Source organism: Peribacillus sp. NPDC096447 (assembly GCF_044762725.1).
Classification (GTDB): domain Bacteria; phylum Bacillota; class Bacilli; order Bacillales; family DSM-1321; genus Peribacillus.
Map to the genome: position 1 here is coordinate 612,269 of NZ_JBIWEV010000002.1, position 23,674 is coordinate 635,942.

Consider the following 23,674-nt stretch of genomic DNA (forward strand, 5'->3'; position numbering starts at 1 on the left):
TTCAGTATTTGTCGATTCCATTATTTTAACACATGGAAACACCCTCCCTAATACCAGAGGGAGGGCACTACTAATTATTTATTAACCATGTTAGCAGGATCAACCCATGCTTTGAATTCATCTTCCGTCAGGAACTCCAATTTCAACGCCGCTTCTTTTAACGTAGAGTTGTCCTTGAATGCCGTTTTGGCAATCTTGGCTGCTTTTTCATAACCGATATGAGGGTTCAATGCTGTTACCAACATAAGGGAACGTTCTACATTTTCTTTGATTTTATCTTCATTTGCAGTGATGCCCACCGCACAATTATCGTTGAATGAATGAATGCCTTCCGTCAATAATTTGACCGTTTGCAGGAAGTTATAGATGATGACTGGTTTGAATACATTCAATTCAAAGTTACCTTGGCTTGCTGCAAAGCCAATTGTAGCATCGTTACCCACGATTTGTGTTGCAATCATGGTAAGCGCTTCACTTTGTGTTGGATTGACTTTACCTGGCATGATGGAGCTGCCCGGCTCGTTTTCCGGAATGGCTATTTCGCCGATTCCGCTTCTTGGACCACTTGCCAGCCATCTGACATCGTTCGCAATTTTCATTAAATCCGCCGCCAATGCTTTCAAAGCACCGTGTGCGTAAACGATTTCGTTATGGCTAGTCAATGCATGGAACTTATTGTCAGATGTGACAAAAGGATATCCTGTATCCGCTGCAATTTGTTTGGCAGAAAGTCCCGGGAATTCTTTTTTTGTATTGATTCCGGTTCCTACAGCCGTTCCGCCTAGAGCAAGGTTCAATAATTTTTGGCTGCTTTCTTCAATCATCGCTAGATCTTTATCGAGCATCGCTTTCCAACCGGAAACTTCTTGTCCTAATGTTAATGGTGTAGCATCTTGAAGATGTGTCCGGCCAATTTTCACGACATCCCAAAATTCTTTTTCTTTTGTATCGAATGTATCACGAAGGGCTTTGATGGCAGGAACCAATTTTTCAGCGACTTCCATAAAGGCTGCAATATGCATGGCGGTCGGGAAAGTATCATTTGAGCTTTGTGCCTTGTTAACATCATCATTCGGGTGAAGGGTTTCGGATTCACCATTTTCTTTTAACCATTCATTCCCTTTGTTAGCGACCACTTCATTCACGTTCATATTACTTTGCGTGCCGCTTCCAGTTTGCCAAACTACAAGCGGGAAATGTTCATCAAGTGTACCTTCAAGGATTTCCCCGCAAATCTTGACGATGGCATTCTTTTTAACTTCGGAAAGATCACCAAGATCATAGTTCACCTTTGCCGCAGCTTGTTTAACGTATGCAAATGCACGAACTAATTCAATCGGCATTTTTTCGTTACCGATTTTGAAATTGTTACGGCTTCTCTCAGTTTGTGCCCCCCAATATTTATCAGCAGGAACTTTCACTTCACCCATCGTATCTCGTTCGATTCTGTATTCCATGTGTTCTCCTCCTATGTTTGCACTATTCATTGAAGACGTTTTGCATATGAAATGAATAATGTCGGATTATTCTTTCTCTCCATACATTGTACAAACTTTATTATTTTAAAGCAAAAATATCCCGCTGGCCCTTTCCATTTTTTCTGAAAAATCCATGTTTCCTTCATGTTTATATGAAAATCCGATTATTCTTTATAGACACATAAAGTGTAGACACCACTAGGCTCCAATTGACCTGGTCATGAACATCAGAGCATTATCACTACAAAAATGTCCTTGACAGTATTTTGTATATATAGTAAATTCAAAAGAAATTGAATAATCTAAACTCTTATCGAGAGAGGTAGAGGGAATGGCCCGATGACACCTCAGCAACCTTCATTTGTTTCAAACCAATGAAAAGGTGCTAATTCCACAAGTTTGTGAACTTGGAAGATAAGAAGAATGACTCGTCACTACTTAATCAAAGTCTTCTTCTTAAAGAAGACTTTTTTTTATTTTATATAACTCAAAGGAGCAGTGAAAACCATGTACAAAACTGAAACATATCTTGCTCAATTAGGAAATCGCAGCGAAACGGCGACAGGAACAGTCAATCCGCCGGTATACTTTTCAACAGCTTTTCGTCACGAAGGAATTGGCCAATCGACGGGATTCGACTACACAAGGACAGGTAACCCTACACGCCAGCTATTGGAGCGATCCATCGCCGATCTGGAAAAAGGAGACCAAGGTTATGCCTGCAGTTCAGGAATGGCCGCCATCTCCACTATTCTCGCCCTTTTTAAATCCGGGGATGCATGGATTGTCAGCGAAGATCTTTATGGCGGTACATATCGTCTGTTAGAACAAGGTTTTAAAAAATGGGGATTGCAGTGTGACTATGTAAACACTTGTTGTTTGGAGGATATCGAAAAAGCCATCACTCCTCACACGAAAGCCATCTTCATCGAAACTCCCACTAACCCTCTTATGCAGCAAACGGATATTAGCGCCGTTGCCGCATTGGCCAAACAATATAATTTATTGTTAATCGTTGATAATACTTTTTACACGCCTCTTATTCAACAACCCATCCTGCTTGGAGCGGATATTGTGATTCACAGTGCAACCAAGTATCTCGGTGGTCATAATGATGTGCTCGCCGGACTGATCGTTGCTAGCGGCGCTGAATTATGTGATGCTCTTGCCTTCCATCATAATGGTACTGGAGCTGTCTTGAGCCCATTTGATTCTTGGCTGTTGATGCGCGGAATGAAAACCCTGGCATTGCGGATGGAGCGTCATGAAAAGAATGCCAAGATACTTGTAGATTACTTATCGGAACATGATTGTGTCACTGATGTATTGTATCCCGGCAGAGGCGGCATGATTTCTTTCCGCATCATTGATGAAGCGGCGGTCAACCCATTTTTACAATCGCTCTCATTAATTTCCTTTGCAGAAAGTCTTGGAGGGGTTGAAAGCTTTATCACCTATCCTGCCACACAAACACATGCCGATATACCGCTTGAAGTCAGAACGGCAAATGGGGTTTGTAATCGCCTGCTCCGCTTCTCCGTTGGCATCGAGGATAGCGATGATTTGATTGGTGACCTGCAGCAAGCATTCGCACATGTAAAAAGGGAGGCACTACGATGACAGATCATGATTTTAGCTTTGAAACGAAATTACTTCATAATCAACATAAATTCGATCCGGCAACGGGCGGTGTGAGCGTCCCCATTCAGCATGCATCGACTTTCCATCAATCCGATATCGATCAATTCGGCAAATATGACTACAGCAGAAGCGGGAACCCAACTCGCGAGGCACTTGAAGATATCATTGCCGTTCTTGAGGAAGGCACTCACGGCTTTGCCTTTTCATCAGGTATGGCTGCCATTTCAACAGCCTTCCTGCTATTGTCTGCCGGGGACCATATCGTCATTTCCGAAGATGTGTACGGCGGAACGTTCAGGATGGTCACAAGCGTATTGACCCGTTTCAATATTGAGCATACCTTCGTTGACATGACGGACCTTGAAAGCGTCAAAGCGGCCGTTCAGCCAAATACCAGGGCCATATACATCGAAACCCCTTCAAATCCGTTACTTAAAGTGACCGATATTCAAGCTGTATGTGATATCGCAAAAAAAGCCGGTGCCTTAAGTTTTGTTGATAATACATTCTTGACGCCGGCATTGCAAAAACCGCTGAATCTGGGCGCTGATGTTGTACTTCATAGCGCGACGAAGTTTTTATCCGGACATAGTGATGTGGTAGCTGGGCTTGCGGTAGTGAAAGATCCGGAATTGGCGGCAAGACTCGGTTCGCTCCAAAACTCCTTTGGAGCGGTCCTTGGTGTCCAAGATGCCTGGCTTGTAATGAGAGGTTTGAAAACCTTGTCAGTTAGAATGGAACATTCACAAAAAGGGGCAGAAAAGATTGCAGCCTACTTAAAGGAGCAGCCCTTGGTGAAAAAAGTGTATTATCCCGGCCTAGCCGATCATCCACAACACGCCATCCAGAAAGGCCAGTCACTTGGAGCAGGAGCGGTCCTATCATTTGAATTGGAAAGTGAGGAAATCTTCCGTTCTTTCGTGAACACTGTCGAGCTCCCTGTTTTTGCCGTAAGCCTAGGAGCGGTCGAATCTATATTATCCTATCCGGCCAAAATGTCCCATGCTGCCATGCCTGCTGATGAAAGGGAAAAGCGCGGCATCACGAACAGCTTGCTCCGCCTCTCTGTCGGACTTGAAAATCCGGACGATATAATCAAGGACTTCGATGCTGCCCTCGTCAATATTGCCAAAGGGGAAGCAATTGCTGCAAAATGATCAAAGAATGGGTGCCTCATATATTATGGGCACCCTTTTTCTTTGCATCATTATTAAATCTTTTCTACCCAGTCATAAAAAAAGGCCATCGATTTCCCGATGGCCTGACTCTCATTTCTTCATATTATATTTATCCAGGAAGCGATCCACCCGTCCGCCTTTTTCAGCAAACTTCTGCTTTCCGGTATAAAAAGGGTGCGTATCCGAGCTGATTTCCACTTTTAATAATGGATATGTTTGGCCGTCTTCCCAATCGATTGTTTCATTGGACGTCTTTGTGGAACCTGTCAAAAATTTATACCCACTGTTGGTATCCATGAATACCACTTGTTGATAATCGGGATGAATTTCTTGTTTCACTATTATCACCTCATCGTCAGTATAGGTATATCTTAAACGTAATGATTACTATTATCAATCATTATGCTTGAAGGTACCAAAAGTCGGCACCCTCATTATAGTTTAATCTTGATGATCCAACCTTATTCAATTGTCAGCCAGCCATGCCTTTATGCGGACCAGCCTGCAGTTCATACATTTGATAGTACTTCCCTTTTAGTTCCATTAATTCCTCATGTGTACCTTGCTCAGCAATCTGCCCTTTATCCAGTACAAGAATTTGGTCGGCATTTTTTATCGTGGAAAGTCTATGTGCAATGATGAAGGTCGTTCTCCCTTTTTTCAGCACTTCCATTCCCTCCTGGATAATCGCCTCGGTTTCGGTGTCGATGCTTGCTGTCGCTTCATCCAAAATCAATATGGCCGGATTGAATGCAAGAGCTCGGGCAAAAGAGATTAGCTGCCGCTGCCCGGAAGACAGTGTTCCGCCTTTTTCAATCACGGGTTCATCCAGCCCTAAAGGAAGATGCTTCAGCACTTTGTCCCCCCCGACATCCCTTAATGATTTTTCAACCATTTCCCTTGTAATGCCTTTATGATTCAGACTGATATTGGAGGCGATGGTGCCAGTAAATAAATAGGGATCCTGAAGGACGATTCCCATATGCTCACGAAGCGTCTGATGAGGGATATCCAATATATTCGTGCCATCGATTTTAATTTGGCCTTCACTGCTGTCATAAAAGCGGAACAATAAATTCATTATGGAACTTTTTCCTGACCCAGTACGGCCAACTAAAGCGACCGTTTCCCCTTGTTTAGCGGAGAAGGAAATGTCCCTTAGCACATATTCATTATCCTTATAACCAAAAGAAACATTTTCGAATTGCACGTTTCCTTTGTATCTGGATATGTTTTCATCACTGACTGCCAATCCCTGCTCATCCAATAAACTGAATGCCCGCTCCCCTGCAACAAGCGCCTGTTCAAGATTAGCGAACTGATTGACGATTCCATGAAGCGGATGAAGCAGGCGGCTGATCAAATCAACAATTGCATACATCATCCCTAAGGAAATGGCCGAACTCGCTGTAAGGGAAATCCCGCCGAAATACCAGACGAATGCCATTAGCGCCAAAACCTTAATGACGCCAATCAAGTTTCCACCCGTCAACGAATTCAAATGGAGCATTTTATTTTGATAGGAATAATGCTCCCGGTTCAGATTTTCAAAAGATTGCTTCGTCTCCTTTTCACGTCCAAATGCCTGAATGATACTCATTCCAGAAATGGATTCATTGATCATCCCATTAATATCGCTGACCCGTTCCCGAATGATGTGATTATATTTCGAGGCGAATTTACGGTATACCATCGTCCAGATAACGATGATCGGAATAAGTAAAGTGCCAATGGTGCCGACTCGTGGATCCAGAATAAACAAAGCAATTAGAACGCCGAAAATATTAATTGTACTCGAGAAGAAGTTGGCGAGCACGGTTACATATAATTCCCGGATCGCTTCCGTATCATTAGTGACCCTGGCTACAACTTTACCCGCTGGCATATTATCGAAATAACGTATCGGCAGACGGGAAATATGCGTAAAAATATCATTTCGCATCTTCTGTATGATTCGGTTCGCCGCTTTCTGTAAATAAAAACTCTGCCCATATTGAAAAATGGAGGAAAGGATGACAAGGCTAAAATAAAAAGCCACAAGCTTAATGATCCGGGGGATTTCCGGTTGGTAAAATCCCATCACTTCCTGACTAGTCAATTTCACTGCTTGCGCACGTTGCTCTTTCCCGTCCTTCCTGATGATCAATGATTGGTCCTCCAAGGTTCTGCGCCCATCGATAGGGACAGCTTCATTTACGAAGACAAATTGATTGCCAACCTGCAGAACATGGACTTCCCTGCCTTTATTCTCACCTTTTGCAAAGTAATCAGCCCGTTTATACCAATTTCCATCATACTTGACAGCATCTTTTCCTTTACCCGCTTCATACCAGGAAGATTCAATGCCAAGTATATGTGAATCGATGATTTTCTTGGCAACGAAAGGACCCGTTAAATCGGCGGCTACCGAAAGTGCCAGCATAATCAGGGCGCCAATGATCAATTTTTTATAAAGGGCAGCATAATTAAAAAGTTTCTTTACGACCTTCATGCCTTCACCTCCGTCCCTTCGTCAACCTGCTGTCGCTCATATTGCTCCTTATACCAGCCATCTTTAAGCAGCAAATCCGCATGAGTCCCCTCTTCGATGATCTCTCCGCTGTCCAACACGATAATCCTGTCCGCGTGCTGAACGGCTGATAAGCGATGGGTTGTGATGATGGTCGTTTTCCCTGCTCGTTCATTTTGGATATTTTCGATGATCGTCGTTTCCGTTTTTGCATCTACAGCGGATAAGGAATCATCCAATATAAGGATTTCCGGATTTTTGATCAGTGCCCTGGCAATCGAGATCCTCTGCTTTTGCCCTCCGGATAGTGCGACACCCTTCTCACCGACGAGTGTCTCAAGACGGTTTGGCAGCATCATTAAGTCCTTCTCAAAATCCGCAAGCCGGATAGCTTCAGCCAGTTCATCTTCCGTAGCATCCATTTTACCGAATAAGATATTTTCCCTAACAGACTTCGAGAATAAAAAATGGTCCTGTGGAACGTAGCCGATCCATTTACGAATATCTTCAAGGGTCAGTTGCTCCAGCGGCATGCCTGCAAAAGCGATTTCACCTTTTCCTAAAGGGTATTCCCGCAGCAATTGCTTCACGAATGTCGTTTTTCCACTACCTGTTTTCCCCACTATCCCCAATGTTTGACCGCGCTCAAGCTGAACGGAAATATTGGATAGATTCACAACCGTTGAGGAAGGGTATGTAAAATACACTGAATTGAATTGGATATTTCCCGGATTCGCAATACTCTCCAGCCCCAATGAATTCTTCACATCCGCTTCATGGGAAAGGGTATCCTGAACACGATCTAGCGAAGCATTTCCCCTTTGCATGACATTGATCAGTTCACCCACCGCAATCATCGGCCAGATTAACATGCCTAGGTACACATTGAACGAGACAAGTCCGCCAAGCGTTATGGCCTGTTGAAACACAAGATAAGCCCCATAGCCCAACCCGATTAAATAACTGATGCCAATGATAATGCTGATCGTCGGATCAAAGAGGGCGTCGATTCTTGCCACGGCTAGATTTTTGCGATATACATCCTCGGTCATTTCATCAAACCGCTTTTCATCTTCCCGTTCCTGGACATAGGCCCGGATAACACGGACACCTGAAATGGATTCCAGGACCTTGTCATTTAAAGTACCAAAGGCTGCTTGTGCATCCGTAAAACGTTTGTAAATTTTCTTCACGTAAATTTGCATCATGACTGCCATGATCGGAAGCGGCAGCACCGCCGCAATCGTCAACTGCCAGCTGATCGTGGCTCCCATCATGACCACTACCGTAATGGTGAACAGGACCGCGTCAACGAGGGTCAATATCCCGAAACCAGCTGTGAGGGATATTGCCTTTAAATCATTGGTTGCCCTTGCCATTAAATCCCCTGTACGGTTTTTTTCATAAAAGCTCGGCGTCATTTTCAGCAAATGGCCCATAAATCCGGACCTTAGTTTTCGTTCGACCAAGTTCCCGCCCCCGAATAACAGATAACTCCATAAGTAACCAAATAGGTAACTGCCGATCAGTACCACGAGCAAAAAAATAACGTATTTCATGACCCCTTCCTGCGTCATGCTGCCATTGTTCATATCATCGATGGCATTCCCGACAAGTTTTGGCGGGATAACCTCCAAGATATTCACTAGACATAGAAATAAAATCGCCAAGGTGTAACGCTGCCACTGTTCTTTAAAGAACCAGGACAGCTTTTTAAAAATCGCAAACATGAATTCCCCTCCCTTTTGGTCAAACCTTTCACTCGCTAACCGCTTTCTGGATCTCCCGGCTGCAATAAAATTTCCAATGTCTTTTGTCTCATTTAAATTCCTCCTATCTTTTATATGGAAAGGATGCTAATGCACCTGTATCCCAAATGCCAAAAAGCCCCCGCCAATTAGCGGAAGCTTTTTTAGATGCGTAATAACACATATAAAAGCGCAGGCCGCGAAAATTCCACAACCTGCGCTTTAAAATAATCAATGAACACGTCGGATCCCTTGGCTAGAAAGACAAGGTCTCAGGGCAGGCGGACGTATGATATTCGATTATGACATCACTGTGCTTAACTGATTTAGTCATGACGTTCGCCTCCTTTTTCATTAATTAATGGTAATTTTTAACTTATGATTAAAGATTACTACGTTTGTATATTTTTGTCAATTGCGACTTTTCTAGATTATTGATGGATATTCCTTTATTCTTATAAGAATGACGTAACCTAAGGAGGTTCAGCATATGCAATGGAGAAAATATATACTCCTGGCGGTTCCCTTTTTATTATCAGCCATTTTCATCTTATTTGCCGTACCGGTCCAATATAGATTTTTATCCTTCATTCCTGTGTTTCTTTTCTGGATAGTCTATTATATATTATTGTACCGGGAAAAGAAGAAGAAAAGATGACATCACCTTGGGGGCGTTGCAAATGCAACGCCCCATTCTTGACGGCCCTGCATATAATGATCGAAAAACATTCGTGGTGATTGTATGCTCTCCCAATATTTGCAAAAGCTGTTGGGTAAACACCCTGCCAAAACAAAACCAATCATCGATGCTGAAAGATATGGCACGCTAAAATCCCTTTTACAAAAAGAGCTCTTTCAGCCTTTTGATGAGTCAAAAGCTTTTTTCCCTGAGGAAACCGCTCTTATAAAAAGCATTCGAACCGAGACTGCTGCCTTGAACCGGAACAATATCACAAGAACACAAGCATATCTTGCCTTTTACAATCGTAATCCAGAGGTCCATTGGGCCTTTTTAGCACATATGGTTTCGAGGAATGGAGGATACCATATGACTGACTTGAAAAGTTCAGCCATGACCCACCTCTTTGACCGAGCGGAACGGCAGAAATTCTTCCTGTTCCTTGAGCGCGCCAATTCAGCCATATTTGCTGATGCCTTCCCCCAGCTTCTTTTATATGAACATTCTAAACAAAAAGAACTTCCCCTAAGAAGGTATTTACCGGTATTCCGCATTTCAAGATTCATGGCCCCGATTTGGGAATCTTTCATTGAAGAGCCCCATTCACCCCTTTTGACAACGGCCCTTATCATTAATGAGCAAAGAATGCTTCAGGAAAGGATATTAAAACGCACCCGTCATGGTGAAATCCTCCGCAGGCTTGATTTTCAGCTGCAGGAATACTTAGGCTTCATGAAAGTGATCTTTCCTTATGCAAACAAGCAAAAAGGACTTCATTCCTTGACAGGTCTTACCATTGAACGCTTTGCCGACCCGAAACAGCGTATTGAAACGGGGAAATCATTATATGAGCTTCTTTTTCAGCATCCGGTGGTTTTTCGCGGTGTTGGCCAATTTACAAAAGAGATTCCCCACACGGGTTCCAGAGAGGATTACTGGGCAAGCATATATACCTCTGATGCATCCACGTCAAAAGATGATAAAGTCTACAGCCCCACTCTTCATGATGCATGGGAAGATCAACTATTCTTTCCTCCCCATTCCTTTGATTGGTTCACGAATGAAAGCTTCATAGAAGATTTACGAAGCTTACCGATCATTAAAAAGGCGGACCTGACCAACGAGGTGCTCGAAAATGTCAAGCATCTCAAAACCCTTAACGGAATGAAAGCCATTTTCTAGCATCAAGCCTCTTACTTTGAATATCCCTTCCCCCATTTGGCAAGAATGGTTAGCAAAAAGAATGGGTGAAGCAAATGAGAGGCATTGTACTATTGAATCCAAATTACAAAATCGGGGATTTACATACGGATGAAAGCTTTGCAATCCAAAAGATCGTGACGGACAAGTATATGGAAGAGAAGAATATTTCCCCGGTCATACTCAATCCGTATCAAATACACCCTTATTACACAATCCCGCATGAGCTTCTATTCAATTTACAAAGTAAAAAAACGGGTCAAATCGATTCCCTTGTGCTTCACTCCCTAGAAACGATCGAACGCTTCAACTATATTTACCCTGAAAAATGGCTTGAGCTATGCGGATATTTCAAAGAGATTATCAGTGTCACTACTCAAACTCCCGTTAGGAAATATGAAGCAAATTAATGCTTATCATGGTACTTAAGTCATTGTGAATGGATTCTAAGGTTTAAAGACATTTTTCATTCATTTACAAAATTTCCTTCCAAACGCTTTGGCCACAAGAGCGACTCATATATGCAGCTCTGCTCATGATTGTCGCTTTGCCGCTTCGCCCTCTCTTTATCTATTAAAAACCACCATTGACCTTTATATTTATATCAATTTTCCCAATTATAAGATTACTAGGGATTATATAACTTCAGAACAATCTTTTGGAAATATAGATAAATTTACGGATAAAGCATAGAAAAATAAGTTAATTTTATATATCATTGGAGATAGGAATTTTCTTATTTTTTACTTTTACTAGAAAGGAATGTTAATGATGGCCAAAGAAAAAAAGAAAAAAACCCCAATTCCTTTCCGACTGAACTTTATGTTCTTTTTAATATTCATTTTATTTTCAAGCTTAATAATCCGGCTTGGCATCGTCCAAATCGTGTATGGGGATGATTACCTCCGCGAAGTCGACCGAACGGAAAACGATGTGGCCAATACCCCCGTTCCCCGTGGCAAGATGTATGACCGCAACTTGAATCCGGTCGTTGATAATGAGCCACGCAATGCCATTACCTATACGAAATACCCGAATACAAAAACGGCCGATATGGTGAAGACGGCAGAGGTCCTTGCCACCTTGATAGAAAAGGATACCAAAAAGGTAACCTTGCCGGATAAAAAGGATTTTTGGATTTTAAAACATCCGAAAGAAGCAGAAGCCTTGATTACCAAGGCCGAGAGGAAGAAAGTAGTCGAAAAGAAACTGGAGCAAAAAGATTTATACAAACTTCAAATGGAACGGGTAACCGATGAGGATATCAAGGAATTCACCAAGGATGAATTGGAAGTGATTGCCATCTTCCGGGAATTCAATAGCGGCTATGCCCTTGCACCGTCGATCGTGAAGAATAAAGATGTCACCACTAAGGAATTCGCCAGGGTCAGCGAACATTTGGAAGAAATGCCAGGTGTGGATGTAACGACTGATTGGGAAAGGACCTATAAGTATGACGAGACCCTCCGCTCGGTTCTTGGCAAGGTCTCTTCTTCCGAAGAAGGAATTCCCAGTGAAAATATCGACTATTATCTGGCACGAGACTATACCAGGAATGACCGGGTCGGAAAAAGTTATATCGAAAAACAATATGAAGATGTCCTCCGCGGTCAAAAGACGCGGATTGAAAATGTGCTGAGCAAAGGGGAAGTAATCAAAACGAATACCCTCACTGAAGGGCAAAGCGGAAAAGACTTGGTCCTTACAATTGATATGGAGCTGCAGCAGCAGGTTGAAAAAATCATCGAGAGAGAATTGTGGAAATCGAAAGCTAAAGGAAATACCTACTTATTGGATCGTGCCTTTGTCGTTTTAATGGACCCGAATACAGGCGAGGTGCTCACGATGGCCGGCAGGCAATACGGCCGCAACAGTAAAACCGGTTTGACCGAAATGAATGATTTCGCCCTTGGAAACATTACGACATCCTATACGATGGGGTCATCTGTTAAAGGAGCCACTGTCTACACGGGCTTTCAGACAGGAGCCATCGCACCAGGGTCAGCTTTTTTTGACAGAAAACTCCTTTTAGCAGGGGCTAAGCCCAAAGGATCTTATAGTGATTTGGGTTATGTAACCGATGTCTCTGCGTTAAAGAAATCGTCGAATGTCTATATGTTCATGACGGCAATCAAAATTGCCGGCGGTCATTATATCCCTCACCAGCCGTTAGGAATCAACCGGGAAGCTTATTCAATCATGCGGAATCATTATGCCCAATTTGGATTGGGTGTCCGCACAGGCATCGACCTGCCAAATGAATCCGTAGGGTTTAAAGGAGTCGATATGTCAACAGACGGATTGCTGCTGGATTTATCGATTGGGCAGTATGATACATATACCCCTATGCAATTGGCACAGTATGTTTCGACGATTGCAAATGGCGGAAAAAGGCTTGAGCCCCATATGGTCAGGGAAATCAGGAATCCTTCCAACGAACACCAAGAATTGGGCAGCGTTTTTAAAACAATGAGTCCTAAAGTATTAAACGATTTAGGCGGGAAAGACGTTTGGGTGCAACGTGTCCAGGAAGGATTCAGACAGGTCGCACAGGAGCCAGGCGGGACGGCATATAAATATTTCGGCGGTAAATCCTACCGTGCGGCAGCAAAAACGGGTACTGCCGAGGCCTTTTACGACGGACCGCGGAGAAATCAATATAGCGAGCCAGTCCCGACTATCAATCTGACGCTTGTAGGTTATGCACCTCACAATAAACCGGAAGTGGCATTTTCTGTCGTCGTGCCATGGGTGTATCAAGGCAAGCCCTCTGATGATATTAACAAACGGATCGGGCGGGACGTAATGGACGCCTACTTTAAATTGAAGGAAAAAAGAGCAAAAGGTGAATCTGATGCAGATAAAGCAGTAGAAAGCACTCAATGATGATTACAAAAAAGGCCTGCTCGTAATCGAGCAGGCCTTTTTATGATGCCCATTTATTCCAGCTTTTGAACGAATTCCTTATAAAGGGCCCTAAGTGCATCTCCCCTGCTGATGATGCCGACAACTTTATCATTTTTGTCCACGACGGGGATTTTCTTGAAATGATGCTTGGAAAGGACCTTTATCAATTCATCTAACGGATCTTCGGGGGATAGCTTTGTAATCCTTTTATTTTTAATGATTTGTGAGACTTTATCATTCATTTTGGATGTAACCTTTTCATCCAACTCTTCACCGGGAAGAACCGTAATGTAGGTGAAATATCCCATGATGGCTTCCTCAGCAGGTGTCAAATAACGGAGGATATCCCCGTCCGTCACCATTCCCAATAGCTTATCATGTTCATCCACAACGGGTACCCCGCCCACTTTATTTTCGATTAAGATCCGCAGAATTTCCTTTAATGTAAAATCAGGACGGGCTACGTAGACTTCCCTTATCATGAAATCCTTAACTAACATATTACCACCCCTTTTTTAAATTTGTACGTTCTGTATTCATCTCTCCTCTATTAATACCCTTACTTACTCTATTTAAAAACCCTTGCCGCCTGAACTGCCTTTTTCCAGCCATTATATAAATCCTTCCGTTCCTGTTCTTCCATCTCGGGTTCGAATTTCTTATCGACTGCCCATAGCTTTGAAATCTCTTCCTGACTTTCCCAATACCCGACAGCAAGCCCAGCTAAATACGCTGCCCCTAACGCTGTCGTTTCACTAATGACCGGCCTTTCAACTGGTACATTCAAGAGGCAGCTTTGAAATTCCATCAAGAAATTGTTTTTGACAACGCCGCCATCGACCCTCAATGCCTTTAGGTTAATCCCTGAATCGACTTCCATGGCCTTAAGGACATCTTTTGTCTGGTAGGCCAGCGCTTCCAATGTTGCCCGGACGAAATGCTCCTTCGATGTCCCCCTTGTCAGTCCGAATACAGCTCCCCTGACATCACTATCCCAATAAGGGGTACCTAATCCAACAAATGCGGGAACTACATAGACACCATCGGCTGAAGTGACCCGTAAAGCATACTTTTCACTGTCTTTCGGATCATGCAAGAGTTTCAGCCCATCCCTTAACCATTGTATGGCCGAACCTGCGACAAAAATACTGCCTTCCAAGGCATATTGGACTTTTCCATTCAGCCCCCATGCAATCGTGGTCAACAGGCCATGCTCTGATTTCACTGCCTTTTCTCCTGTATTCATCAGCATGAAGCATCCAGTGCCATACGTATTCTTAGCCATTCCTTTTTCAAAGCATTCTTGGCCGAACAAAGCGGCCTGTTGATCTCCCGCTGCTCCGGCAATCGGGATTTCGTGCCCAAAGAAATGGTGTGGCGCTGTTTTCCCGTATATCTCCGATGATGAGCGAACATCCGGGAGCATCGATCGAGGCACTTGCAGGATTTCCAGCAGCTCTTCGTCCCACTTCAGGTCATGAATGTTATACATCAGCGTCCTTGAAGCATTCGAATAATCGGTTACATGTGCTTTACCACCCGAAAGTTTCCATATCAGCCACGTATCGATCGTACCAAACAATAAGTCTCCGTTTTCAGCCTTTTCCCGTGCCCCATCTACATGGTCGAGAATCCATTTCACCTTTGTACCGGAAAAATAAGCATCAATCAACAAACCGGTTTTTTGCAAAAATAAGTCATCGAGACCTCCATCCTTCAATTGCGTGCAAATTTCGCTTGTCTGCCGGGATTGCCAGACGATGGCGTGATGGATCGGCTGACCTGTTTCCTTATCCCATACCACGGTCGTCTCCCGTTGATTCGTTATGCCAATTCCAGCGATCTGTTCTGGCTTTACATTCATTTCCGATAGACAGGAAGCGATTACCGATAGGATGGAACCCCAAATTTCATTGGCGTTATGCTCCACCCATCCAGGATTCGGGAAATATTGGGTGAATTCCTTTTGGGCAATATGCAAAACTTCCCCGCTTTTATTAAATAAAATGGCCCGGGAACTTGTCGTTCCCTGGTCCAATGATAATATGTAAGTCTCCATGGCTGTCTCCTCCTGCACTTAAGAAAAGGTTCATTCCCGCTTAAGTGTCATGCTGTTTTTCTTCCTACATTTTACTAGATATACCCGTGAAAACAAAAAATATATAAATCACGGCTAAAAATTGAAAAATATTGGCAGGTTAAGAGTTTATCTTTTACAATGAAAATAAGATTGATAGGAGGAATGGAAAATGAATAACCATGAAATAGATTTTAAATTATATGGAGATGACATGCAGTTTGTTGAAGTGGAATTGGATCCTCAGGAAACGGTGATTGCCGAAGCTGGAAGTTTGATGATGATGGAAGATCAAATCAAGATGGAAACCATCTTTGGCGATGGGTCTTCGAATGGTGACAGCGGAATGATGGGTAAGCTATTCGGTGCCGGGAAACGGCTCCTTACTGGTGAGAGTCTTTTCATGACGGCTTTTACGAATGAAGGACGAGATAAAAAACATGTTTCATTCGCCTCGCCTTATCCGGGTAAAATCATTCCGATGGATTTAAGCGAGCTGGGCGGGAAAATCATTTGTCAAAAAGACGCATTCCTGGCGGCAGCAAAAGGCGTTTCAGTCGGAATCGAGTTTCAAAGAAAGATAGGGGCAGGCTTCTTTGGCGGTGAAGGCTTCATCATGCAAAAACTTGAAGGAGATGGAATGACCTTCGTTCATGCTGGCGGCACGATCCATAAAAAGGAATTGGCTGCAGGAGAGATCTTACGCGTCGATACAGGATGTTTAGTAGCAATGACTAGCGGGGTAGATTATAATATTGAAACTGTAAAAGGCGTGAAAACCGCTTTATTCGGAGGCGAAGGTTTATTCTTTGCAACATTAAAAGGACCCGGAACCGTCTGGGTGCAATCTTTGCCATTCAGCCGGCTTGCAAGCCGTGTATTTGCTGCAGCGCCGCAAAATGGAGGATCCTCCGAAGAAGGCAGCGTAGCTAGAGGCTTATTCAATTTATTCAACGATAAATAAGAACTGGACCAATGGCTGCCATCATGGCAGTCATTGATCTCTTTTGAAAAGGACGGGTAGCTACATGCAGCTTGTTAAGTGGTCCTACATGAGACGCTATAATATCAAGGCAATTTTTGATCAATTCCCGAATTCGCCTGTTATTTTCCGAAAAATAAGAGATTACTATTTTGTTTATACCATTCACTGGACAGCTGCCGATGGCCCTATCGGCATAAAAGAGCTTGAAGAAATGGAACAGCTGCTCAACCGTGAACTCGGGACTGAACTGCAATATCTTTATCGAAAAAAATGACATTACTCCTCGTACATCATTTTTCTTGTCATGCCTCCATCGACGATAAGATCCGCACCCGTAACGAAATCATTTTCCGATGCCGTCAAATAAAGACAGGCCCTAGCAATATCTTCAGGTTTGCCAACCCGATTGGAAAAATGCTGCTGGTGATCTTTATCCCTCAGCGATTCATAATCTCGCGTTTCAATCCATCCCGGAGAAATCGAATTGACCGTAATGTTCTGTTTGCCTAAAGAAGCGGCAAGTGCATGTGTCAGTGCTTTGATCCCCCCTTTTGTCGCTGCATAGGATTCCGAATCAGGCTCAGACATCATCGCTCTGGTTGATGCCAAATTGATGATTGCACCTCCCTTTTCATTTTTCCGCATCGATTCTGCCGCAGCCCGGGAACAAAGGAAAACACTGCGCAAATTCGTATTCATCATATCGTCCCATTCCTCAATCGTCAGGTCATAAAGCGATTTGAATAATGCCTTTCCTGCATTATTGATTAATATATCAATGGTCTTATATGTTTTTAGAGTTACATCCATCAAATGATGGATGTCAGCTTCCTTGCGTACATCCGTTTTGACGAACATGGCTTCATGACCGTTACTTTTGAGCTCTTCCACATACCGAAGACCTTCCCGCTCGTCCAAATCTGCGAGAACGACTGAAGCGCCGCTTTCTGCATATCCCTTTGCCACGCCTCTCCCTATCCCATTCGAAGCGCCTGTTACAATTACCGTTTTATTTTTGAAACCCATTATTCCATCCTCACTTTCACAGATTTGTCCCTATCATAATATCCAATTCGCTTCACTTCAAACAATTTCCTATCATCAATAACCTGCAGGACCCTTATATTTTTCTAGCTGCCCTAAAGTGATGTATGATAGATAGTAACAGCAAGAATGAACCAGAGTGAACTTCATCCGCTATTATCTTTCTTACGGTGTAAAAAACTTATATTGGAGGAATGTAAAAATGGACTTATTAAAAAATGTGTTTTCTTTAGGATTAGGTGCTGCCGCTGCTACAAAAGAGCAAATTGAAAAAGCAGTGGACTCTCTTGTCAAAAAAGGCGATATCAGCAAAGAAGACTCCAAGGTCCTTTTGAAGCAATGGGTCGAAAAAGGGGAACAAGCCCAAAAGCAGCTGGATGATTCCGTCAAGGCCAAAGTCAATCAAGCGCTCAATGGCCTAAACTTGGCAACTAAAGAAGAAGTTCAGGAATTGGAGCGCCGTATCGTAATTTTGGAGAAACAGAACCAAAACTTACAATCGTGACAGGAGGTACTTGAATGTTTCGCAAGCGACTGAAACACGCGCATCGTTACCAGGAAATCATTAATGCCTTCTTGAAAAATGGTTTCGGTTACTTCATCTATCGCCTGGGATTATCCGAGAGCAAAGCGGGATCGAAACTCCAACCCGATGAAAACCTGAACCTCCGCTCAATCGGAGAGCGGCTGCATAAGATATTACAAAGCTTGGGACCAACATTCATTAAACTTGGTCAGATTGCAAGCACGAGGCGTGATTTCGTTCCCGACGAGATCGTCCGCGAACTTGAAAAGCTACAGGACCAAGTGACCCCCTTTCCATTTGATAGGGTTCGCAAAATTGTCGAAGCCGAATTGGGTGATTCTTTGGAAAACATTTTTCTTGAATTTAATGAAACCCCTCTGGCAACCGCTTCAATTGGACAGGTCCATACGGCACGGCTTCCTTCACAGGAAGTTGTAGCAATCAAAGTGCAGCGGCCCGATATTCTGCCGACAGTGGAAACGGATTTGGAAATTCTCGATGATTTGGCAAGACTTATGGAAGCTCGCATATCTTGGGCAAGACGCTACCAAATCAGAAAAATGATTGATGAATTCGCTAAATCACTTCGCGCAGAACTCGATTATAACTCCGAGGGTCGAAACGGGGAAAGAATTGCCAAGCAGTTCATCAATGATCAAGGGTTTAAGGTACCAAGGATCCATTGGGAGTATTCCACAAAAAGGGTCCTGACGATGGATTTCATTCAAGGAATTAAGATCAATCATTATAAACAGCTTGATGATGAAGGTTATGATCGCCGGCAAATCGCGGAAAGATTAGCGAACTCCATGCTTCAGCAAATATTGATCGATGGCTTTTACCACGGCGATCCCCATCCTGGCAATATCATCATTTTGCCGGGAAATGTCGTCGCACTCATGGATTTCGGAATGGTGGGACGTCTGGAGGAGGAAACGAAGTATCAATTTGCCTCGCTAGTCATCAACCTGAAACGCGGAAGTACCAATGGATTGATCAAGACGCTTTCAGATATGGGTCTCCTGACGGACGAAATCGATATGGTCCCATTAAGGGGGGATATTGATGAACTGCGAAATAAATATTATGATATCCCATTGAGCCAAATCAGTTTAGGCGGAGCAGTCAATGACCTGTTCACTGTTGCCAATCGGCATCAAGTCCAAATCCCTCCCGAATTCACGATGCTCGGCAAGGCTCTGCTTACCATGGAGGCCATTGTTGAAGGGTTAGATCCGAATTTCAGCATCATGAAGGCAGCTGAACCTTTTGGGGAGAGGCTTTTTAAGGAACGCTACAATCCAAAAAACATTGCGAAAAACGCCTGGAATCAATTCATCGAGTCTGCTGAAGCCATTGCTGAACTGCCCAAGGATATCAAGGAAGTGACAGGTATCATTAAAAAAGGGAAATTGCGGCTCGATATCAACATTCCCGAACTTCAAGTATTTTTACATAAGCTTGATCAAATCTCGAACCGGCTGTCGTTCAGTATTATCCTGCTTGCATTCAGCATAATCATGGTCGGTCTCATTATCGGCTCTGCAATAGGCGGGGAAACCTTGATCCTATGGAAAATACCGGTTATCGAGATTGGATTTGTCGTTGCAACCCTGATGTTCTTACTTATGCTCTACACCATTTTCAGATCCGGAAAAATGTAAGCCGAATTTAAAACAAGTCCTTATGCTTTAAGTTTTTTTACTGCAATTCCCACTGGATTGAAGAAATTTGCGACACTCCTGCCGAATAACTGGCTAGCCGAAACCCCACAGACGCTTGCTTCGATGAGGCTTGTCTACAGTGGGAAAGGGAGTGGATTTCTGAAAGCAGGTTTTCCAGCAGTCTGAAGGGAACCCCTTTAATACAGGGTTCCCTTTTGTGATTTCATTCATTGGTTATTTATCCGTCGTTCATATGAAACGGAATACGCACTATGGCGAAAATGCAAGATCCGGTCTTCCGAGCACTCGATTCCTTCAGAAATATTGGTTGGATCAAACAATAAAGTATCTTTACACACTTCCGATTTTTTGGAGATCATTAAATGCCCAATCGTGATTACCTGTTTATCTTCCGGCCAAGCTGTGGTTGGATCGTCAGTCGGGTCACTTTCCCCTCCTATTTGTATGTTCAATTTAAAGCCCACCGGACCTTCTTTAAGCCTCTCTTCCATTTCTTCATTCAGATACTCTGGCGAATGCTTGGCCAAATCTTTTTTTTCTAGCATACTAAGGCCGGCATCAGGTACCCACTCGTACTTGATGGCCTGCCGCCTTCCTTCCGCGTTAATGAAATAGAATGCATGAATGGAGTAATATTGACACGTTGAGAAACTGGCTGGAGAACGCATTTCTTTAAGCATTTGCAGGCTTGCCTTGCTTTCAGGGTACTTCCACAGGATTTTTGCAAGCTCTTTCAGATTGGGGAAACCTTCTTTGGCAGATTTGAAAAAACCAGCAATATCAACAAACGCTTCCGGTGTTTTCGCAAAGAATAACGGAATGGTCACAGTAATAAGATCTGACACCTCTCCATTCGGCAATTGAAACTTGACTGCCATGCCCTTTACAGGGGAAATGGCATCAGGATGGCTTGGAATCGGCGAGCTATTTGAAAACCGAATGATCGCCGGCACGGCTTCATCCTGAAGATGCGAAGCCACCGTTAATGGGGACGCTTTTCCGTTTGGGGTAAAAACCCCCTCATAAACATATCCCCTTGCATGTGCACGCCGATAACCAGGATGTTTTCCAGCTACATCTTCAATCACATTAACTGCTTCCCTGGCTAGTTCAGTTTTCAAATTATCATTTTCCTCCATAACACACACCCCATTTTTCAATGTCAAAAAATCATTTTCACTTGTTATTACCTCTACCCATTAATGTACTTCCTTATGCTCTATCACATTTCTCATGACTGAACTTTTTACAAAAAGGATAAAACGCCTGGAAAAATCCAGGCGCTTTATCCTTTTTAATTATTCCCCCGATTAAACCGAAGTCCGATAGCTTCGAATCGGTTTTAAAAAAGTTCAATGGACGATAATCTTATGGTAAATAATAATCTCCATTAAATTCCGAATGCTCCCATTCAAATTGCCTGTAGCATTGTCCCGCTTAAGTTTATTAAAAATTCCAGGGAGCTACTGCCCATTTCAACAACTTTACTGGATAGCTTGAAGTTGATTCAATAAAATAAGGACTAAAAAAGGATATGAATTAAACCTTTAGTCACTCTACATGAACCGCCGTGCCGTAAGCAATGATTTCACAAGCGTTTTGCATGATCGCAGAGGTTTCCAGACGCATTGCGACAATTGCGTTCGCCCCTTTTCCTTTTGCTTCATCCACCATCCTGCCAATTGCTTTTTGTCTGGCTTCCATCATCATTTCTGTATACTCAGTAATTTCACCACCGACTATTGTCCGTAATCCTGCGAGAATATCTTTCCCAATATGCTTCGATTGAACACAGTTTCCCTTAACAAGTCCCTTCAGTTCTTTAATTTCTTTACCAGGGACGGTATTAGTAGTCACGATAATCATACAGCTCATCCTCTTCCTTTTTTCTTATTCTTTTTATTATCAAATAAAAAATTAATGGAACAGGAGCTTGAATCAAACCTAAAATACCCCACATCCATTGGTTGAAGCCATTCTTCCTGGCATCGATAAATAAATAAATGCTTTGAGTCAATAAAATCAACCCGCACACGATTAATGCATATATTTCAAGGCTGCTCATGACTCACCTTCACCTTCCTTTTCACGTAAAACGTATATAGACCAATGAAAATCACGGTCATCACTTGGAGCGTCAGAAACACTTCTGGTTGATGGAATAGGGCAATAACCAGAAAACTTAGAATGACTGCAGCGGTTAGAGTAAATATAAACAGCTCTTTCCACCATTTTTTTTCGAGTTTTTCACGCTGTATCTTAACTTTTTGTTCAAAATAAGCTGCTTGAGGGATATCAATTGTAAAAGCTTCATCAAAATTTTCTAGGCTCCTATTTATTTGGCTGATTGTTTCTTGATCATCCTTGCCTGAGTGGTTTGGATATATTGGATGGTTCTTCATCAACCGGGTTCAACTCCTTTCTTACTGTTTTTATACCTTTATGGACACGTGATTTCACGGTACCCTCTGGAACTTTGACTATCTTTGCTATTTCATCGTAAGAAAAACCATAGTAATGCTTCAAAATGATTGGCACACGTAACTCATCCGGTAGGTGACCCAACGCTTCCATGACATCATCCCAAGCCTGGTTATTGTTTTGTGTTTCCCATTTCAGTTTTCGTACTGTCTTCTCTTGTTTTAACCAGGTGAATTCTCGCTTCTGTTTCCGTTTCTGATCCAAAAATAAACGGGTTGCAATGGAAATCAGCCATGTGGAAAACTTCGACGCACCCTTGAACCTTGAGAGATTCTCAATTGCTTTCGAATAAGTCTCCTGAGCTAAATCTTCAGCATTTTCGAGATCAAAGGTCAACTTCAGTATATATTTAAGCAGAAAAGGATAAGAACCTTGAAACAATTCAGCTAACGCTTGATCATCTCCCTTTTTTGCTGCTTTAACCAGATCTTTTTCGTCCATTTATCGTCACCACTCTCATATCCGTAACCTTTATACTTATTTGACGTTTCAGATGATGAAATCGTTCACGGGAAATAATAAATTTCTTATTCCTGACTTAGCCTTACCTCAGAAAGAATAACATGGGTAACGGTTGCCGCAAAAGGAATGGTCCGATTGATGAATTCCTCCACTTCTTCAAGGCTCTCACTGTGTATTTTAAGCATAAAGCAAGCGTGACCGGCAATTCGATAACAAAAGTCAACATTCGGCTCCTTGGCAATATACTTTTTGAATTTCTCATATTCGCCATTTTTTATCGTTGCTTCCACGATACACTCAATCGGAAAGCCGATCTTTTTATGATCAATCTCGGCAACATACCCTTTAATGATCCCGAACGACTCCATTTGCCGTACCCGTTCGCCAACTGTGGGGGCGGAGAGGTTTACTTTCTTTGCCAATTCCCTCATGGAAATTCGGCTATTCAACGTTAATTCGGCAAGGATGCCCTGGTCTTTTTCATCTATTTTCATTTTAAAATTATTCCCCTTCTTCTCTTTACATTCATTCATTATTCAACCGTAATACTTTACAAACGGAATTAAAATTCCTGGATTTTTATATTAGGATTATCTCAAAGGAGAGATGTTCATGACAAGAATTAAAAAATCATCACAGGGATCCAGTCCATTTCAAAGATTATTTCATTCTGAAGAGATTTCGCATAAATGGTCGGAGCTTTCAGATTGCATATCTGCAGAAGGGAAACTTTCGAATAAGTTAAAGGAAAACGTCAGAAGGGTGCTGGCCTACGGTAACGGCTGCACGTACTGTCAAGCAAAAGGGACTCCACTAAAGCCGGAAGATATGAAAGAAAGCTATGCAATCGCCTTTGCGGAAGTATTCCTCTTGCAACGTGAAAAAACGGAGGAAAAGTTTTTCCAAGTGTTGAAGGAGGCATTCAGTGATGAAGAGATTTCTGAACTATTGGCATTCATTTGTTTTACAACGGCCCAGCAATATTTCGGAGCTTTGATGGATTTAAAGTAACACCAAAAAGGAACGAGCATCTTGCTCGTTCCTTTCTGAAAAAGACCAAGTTCAAAACACTTC

24 protein-coding genes and 1 riboswitch are annotated in these 23,674 nt (G+C 42.8%); of the genes, 11 read left to right on the forward strand and 13 right to left on the reverse strand.

What is annotated here, in order from left to right; genetic code table 11:
• Positions 1-74: 74 nt before the first annotated feature.
• Complete coding sequence (fumC, locus tag ACIQZD_RS09925) at positions 75-1,457, reverse strand: class II fumarate hydratase (protein WP_402901347.1); 1,383 nt, start codon at positions 1,455-1,457, stop codon at positions 75-77.
• A 328-nt stretch (positions 1,458-1,785) separates the two neighbouring features.
• Positions 1,786-1,899, forward strand: a riboswitch (SAM riboswitch).
• A gap of 86 nt (positions 1,900-1,985) precedes the next feature.
• Between fumC and ACIQZD_RS09930 the strand changes: the two genes are divergently transcribed.
• Both ACIQZD_RS09930 and metC read left to right on the forward strand, forming a co-directional pair.
• Complete coding sequence (locus ACIQZD_RS09930) at positions 1,986-3,098, forward strand: methionine biosynthesis PLP-dependent protein (RefSeq protein WP_137017027.1); 1,113 nt, start codon at positions 1,986-1,988, stop codon at positions 3,096-3,098.
• The gene (metC, locus tag ACIQZD_RS09935; protein WP_402901351.1) at positions 3,095-4,276 is read left to right on the forward strand and encodes a cystathionine beta-lyase; all 1,182 of its coding nucleotides are present in this window, start codon (positions 3,095-3,097) and stop codon (positions 4,274-4,276) included. Before ACIQZD_RS09930 ends, metC begins: the two co-directional genes overlap by 4 nt.
• Positions 4,277-4,387: 111 nt before the next feature.
• On the opposite strand, the gene ACIQZD_RS09940 is transcribed toward metC, so the two are convergent.
• The 3 genes from ACIQZD_RS09940 to ACIQZD_RS09950 all read right to left on the reverse strand — a co-directional run bounded on the left by ACIQZD_RS09940 (position 4,388) and on the right by ACIQZD_RS09950 (position 8,536).
• Positions 4,388-4,636: a type B 50S ribosomal protein L31 gene (locus ACIQZD_RS09940; protein ID WP_402901354.1), complete on the reverse strand. Its 249-nt coding sequence runs from the start codon at positions 4,634-4,636 to the stop codon at positions 4,388-4,390.
• A 133-nt stretch (positions 4,637-4,769) separates the two neighbouring features.
• Complete coding sequence (locus ACIQZD_RS09945) at positions 4,770-6,788, reverse strand: ABC transporter ATP-binding protein (RefSeq protein WP_402901356.1); 2,019 nt, start codon at positions 6,786-6,788, stop codon at positions 4,770-4,772.
• Positions 6,785-8,536: an ABC transporter ATP-binding protein gene (locus ACIQZD_RS09950; RefSeq protein WP_402901359.1), complete on the reverse strand. Its 1,752-nt coding sequence runs from the start codon at positions 8,534-8,536 to the stop codon at positions 6,785-6,787. Before ACIQZD_RS09950 ends, ACIQZD_RS09945 begins: the two co-directional genes overlap by 4 nt.
• Positions 8,537-9,044: 508 nt before the next feature.
• Here ACIQZD_RS09950 and ACIQZD_RS09955 point away from each other — a divergent pair.
• The 4 genes from ACIQZD_RS09955 (at position 9,045) to ACIQZD_RS09970 (ending at position 13,319) form a co-directional block, all read left to right on the forward strand.
• The gene (locus tag ACIQZD_RS09955; RefSeq protein ID WP_153246154.1) at positions 9,045-9,212 is read left to right on the forward strand and encodes a hypothetical protein; all 168 of its coding nucleotides are present in this window, start codon (positions 9,045-9,047) and stop codon (positions 9,210-9,212) included.
• Positions 9,213-9,296: 84 nt separating this feature from the next.
• Positions 9,297-10,415: a DUF2515 family protein gene (locus ACIQZD_RS09960; protein ID WP_402901361.1), complete on the forward strand. Its 1,119-nt coding sequence runs from the start codon at positions 9,297-9,299 to the stop codon at positions 10,413-10,415.
• Positions 10,416-10,489: 74 nt separating this feature from the next.
• Positions 10,490-10,843 carry a hypothetical protein gene (locus tag ACIQZD_RS09965; protein ID WP_137017019.1) on the forward strand — a complete coding sequence of 118 codons (354 nt, stop codon included), beginning with the start codon at positions 10,490-10,492 and terminating at the stop codon, positions 10,841-10,843.
• A 361-nt stretch (positions 10,844-11,204) separates the two neighbouring features.
• A complete protein-coding gene (locus tag ACIQZD_RS09970) occupies positions 11,205-13,319 on the forward strand; it encodes a peptidoglycan D,D-transpeptidase FtsI family protein (RefSeq protein WP_402902066.1) in 2,115 nt (704 codons plus the stop codon).
• A 53-nt stretch (positions 13,320-13,372) separates the two neighbouring features.
• Here ACIQZD_RS09970 and ACIQZD_RS09975 read toward each other — a convergent pair whose 3' ends face one another.
• Together ACIQZD_RS09975 and glpK are read right to left on the reverse strand one after the other, a co-directional pair.
• The gene (locus tag ACIQZD_RS09975) at positions 13,373-13,840 is read right to left on the reverse strand and encodes a CBS domain-containing protein (RefSeq protein ID WP_101224222.1); all 468 of its coding nucleotides are present in this window, start codon (positions 13,838-13,840) and stop codon (positions 13,373-13,375) included.
• A 68-nt stretch (positions 13,841-13,908) separates the two neighbouring features.
• A complete protein-coding gene (gene glpK / locus ACIQZD_RS09980) occupies positions 13,909-15,399 on the reverse strand; it encodes a glycerol kinase GlpK (protein WP_402901366.1) in 1,491 nt (496 codons plus the stop codon).
• Positions 15,400-15,589: 190 nt separating this feature from the next.
• On the opposite strand from glpK, the gene ACIQZD_RS09985 reads away from it, so the two are divergent.
• Positions 15,590-16,381 carry a TIGR00266 family protein gene (locus tag ACIQZD_RS09985; RefSeq protein ID WP_048687434.1) on the forward strand — a complete coding sequence of 264 codons (792 nt, stop codon included), beginning with the start codon at positions 15,590-15,592 and terminating at the stop codon, positions 16,379-16,381.
• An 88-nt stretch (positions 16,382-16,469) separates the two neighbouring features.
• Positions 16,470-16,676: a hypothetical protein gene (locus tag ACIQZD_RS09990; protein ID WP_241663311.1), complete on the forward strand. Its 207-nt coding sequence runs from the start codon at positions 16,470-16,472 to the stop codon at positions 16,674-16,676.
• Between the two features lie 2 nt (positions 16,677-16,678).
• Here the strand turns inward: ACIQZD_RS09990 and ACIQZD_RS09995 are convergent, their stop codons facing one another.
• Positions 16,679-17,428 carry an SDR family NAD(P)-dependent oxidoreductase gene (locus tag ACIQZD_RS09995; protein ID WP_402901369.1) on the reverse strand — a complete coding sequence of 250 codons (750 nt, stop codon included), beginning with the start codon at positions 17,426-17,428 and terminating at the stop codon, positions 16,679-16,681.
• A 220-nt stretch (positions 17,429-17,648) separates the two neighbouring features.
• Here ACIQZD_RS09995 and ACIQZD_RS10000 point away from each other — a divergent pair, with 220 nt between their 5' ends.
• Both ACIQZD_RS10000 and ACIQZD_RS10005 read left to right on the forward strand, forming a co-directional pair.
• Positions 17,649-17,951 (forward strand): phasin family protein, encoded by a 303-nt coding sequence (locus ACIQZD_RS10000; protein WP_063232312.1) that lies wholly within the window; start codon positions 17,649-17,651, stop codon positions 17,949-17,951.
• A gap of 14 nt (positions 17,952-17,965) precedes the next feature.
• Positions 17,966-19,636, forward strand: a complete 1,671-nt coding sequence (locus ACIQZD_RS10005) for an ABC1 kinase family protein (protein ID WP_402901373.1) — start codon at positions 17,966-17,968, stop codon at positions 19,634-19,636.
• Between the two features lie 227 nt (positions 19,637-19,863).
• On the opposite strand, the gene ACIQZD_RS10010 is transcribed toward ACIQZD_RS10005, so the two are convergent.
• The 6 genes from ACIQZD_RS10010 to ACIQZD_RS10035 form a co-directional block, all read right to left on the reverse strand.
• Positions 19,864-20,796, reverse strand: coding sequence for a catalase family peroxidase (locus tag ACIQZD_RS10010; protein ID WP_402901376.1), 933 nt, complete (start codon positions 20,794-20,796; stop codon positions 19,864-19,866).
• Positions 20,797-21,208: 412 nt separating this feature from the next.
• Positions 21,209-21,523, reverse strand: coding sequence for a YbjQ family protein (locus tag ACIQZD_RS10015; RefSeq protein ID WP_350301643.1), 315 nt, complete (start codon positions 21,521-21,523; stop codon positions 21,209-21,211).
• Positions 21,504-21,722: a sigma-Y antisigma factor component gene (locus tag ACIQZD_RS10020; RefSeq protein WP_137017007.1), complete on the reverse strand. Its 219-nt coding sequence runs from the start codon at positions 21,720-21,722 to the stop codon at positions 21,504-21,506. The genes ACIQZD_RS10015 and ACIQZD_RS10020 overlap by 20 nt, the downstream gene beginning before the upstream one ends.
• Positions 21,709-22,059, reverse strand: a complete 351-nt coding sequence (locus ACIQZD_RS10025; RefSeq protein ID WP_402901385.1) for a YxlC family protein — start codon at positions 22,057-22,059, stop codon at positions 21,709-21,711. The genes ACIQZD_RS10020 and ACIQZD_RS10025 overlap by 14 nt, the downstream gene beginning before the upstream one ends.
• A complete protein-coding gene (gene sigY / locus ACIQZD_RS10030) occupies positions 22,016-22,579 on the reverse strand; it encodes an RNA polymerase sigma factor SigY (RefSeq protein WP_402901388.1) in 564 nt (187 codons plus the stop codon). Before sigY ends, ACIQZD_RS10025 begins: the two co-directional genes overlap by 44 nt.
• An 86-nt stretch (positions 22,580-22,665) precedes the next feature.
• Positions 22,666-23,094 (reverse strand): Lrp/AsnC family transcriptional regulator, encoded by a 429-nt coding sequence (locus tag ACIQZD_RS10035; RefSeq protein WP_402901391.1) that lies wholly within the window; start codon positions 23,092-23,094, stop codon positions 22,666-22,668.
• Positions 23,095-23,212: 118 nt separating this feature from the next.
• Between ACIQZD_RS10035 and ACIQZD_RS10040 the strand changes: the two genes are divergently transcribed.
• On the forward strand, positions 23,213-23,611 hold the full coding sequence (locus ACIQZD_RS10040) for a carboxymuconolactone decarboxylase family protein (RefSeq protein ID WP_402901394.1): 399 nt from the start codon (positions 23,213-23,215) through the stop codon (positions 23,609-23,611).
• Positions 23,612-23,674: the final 63 nt, after the last annotated feature.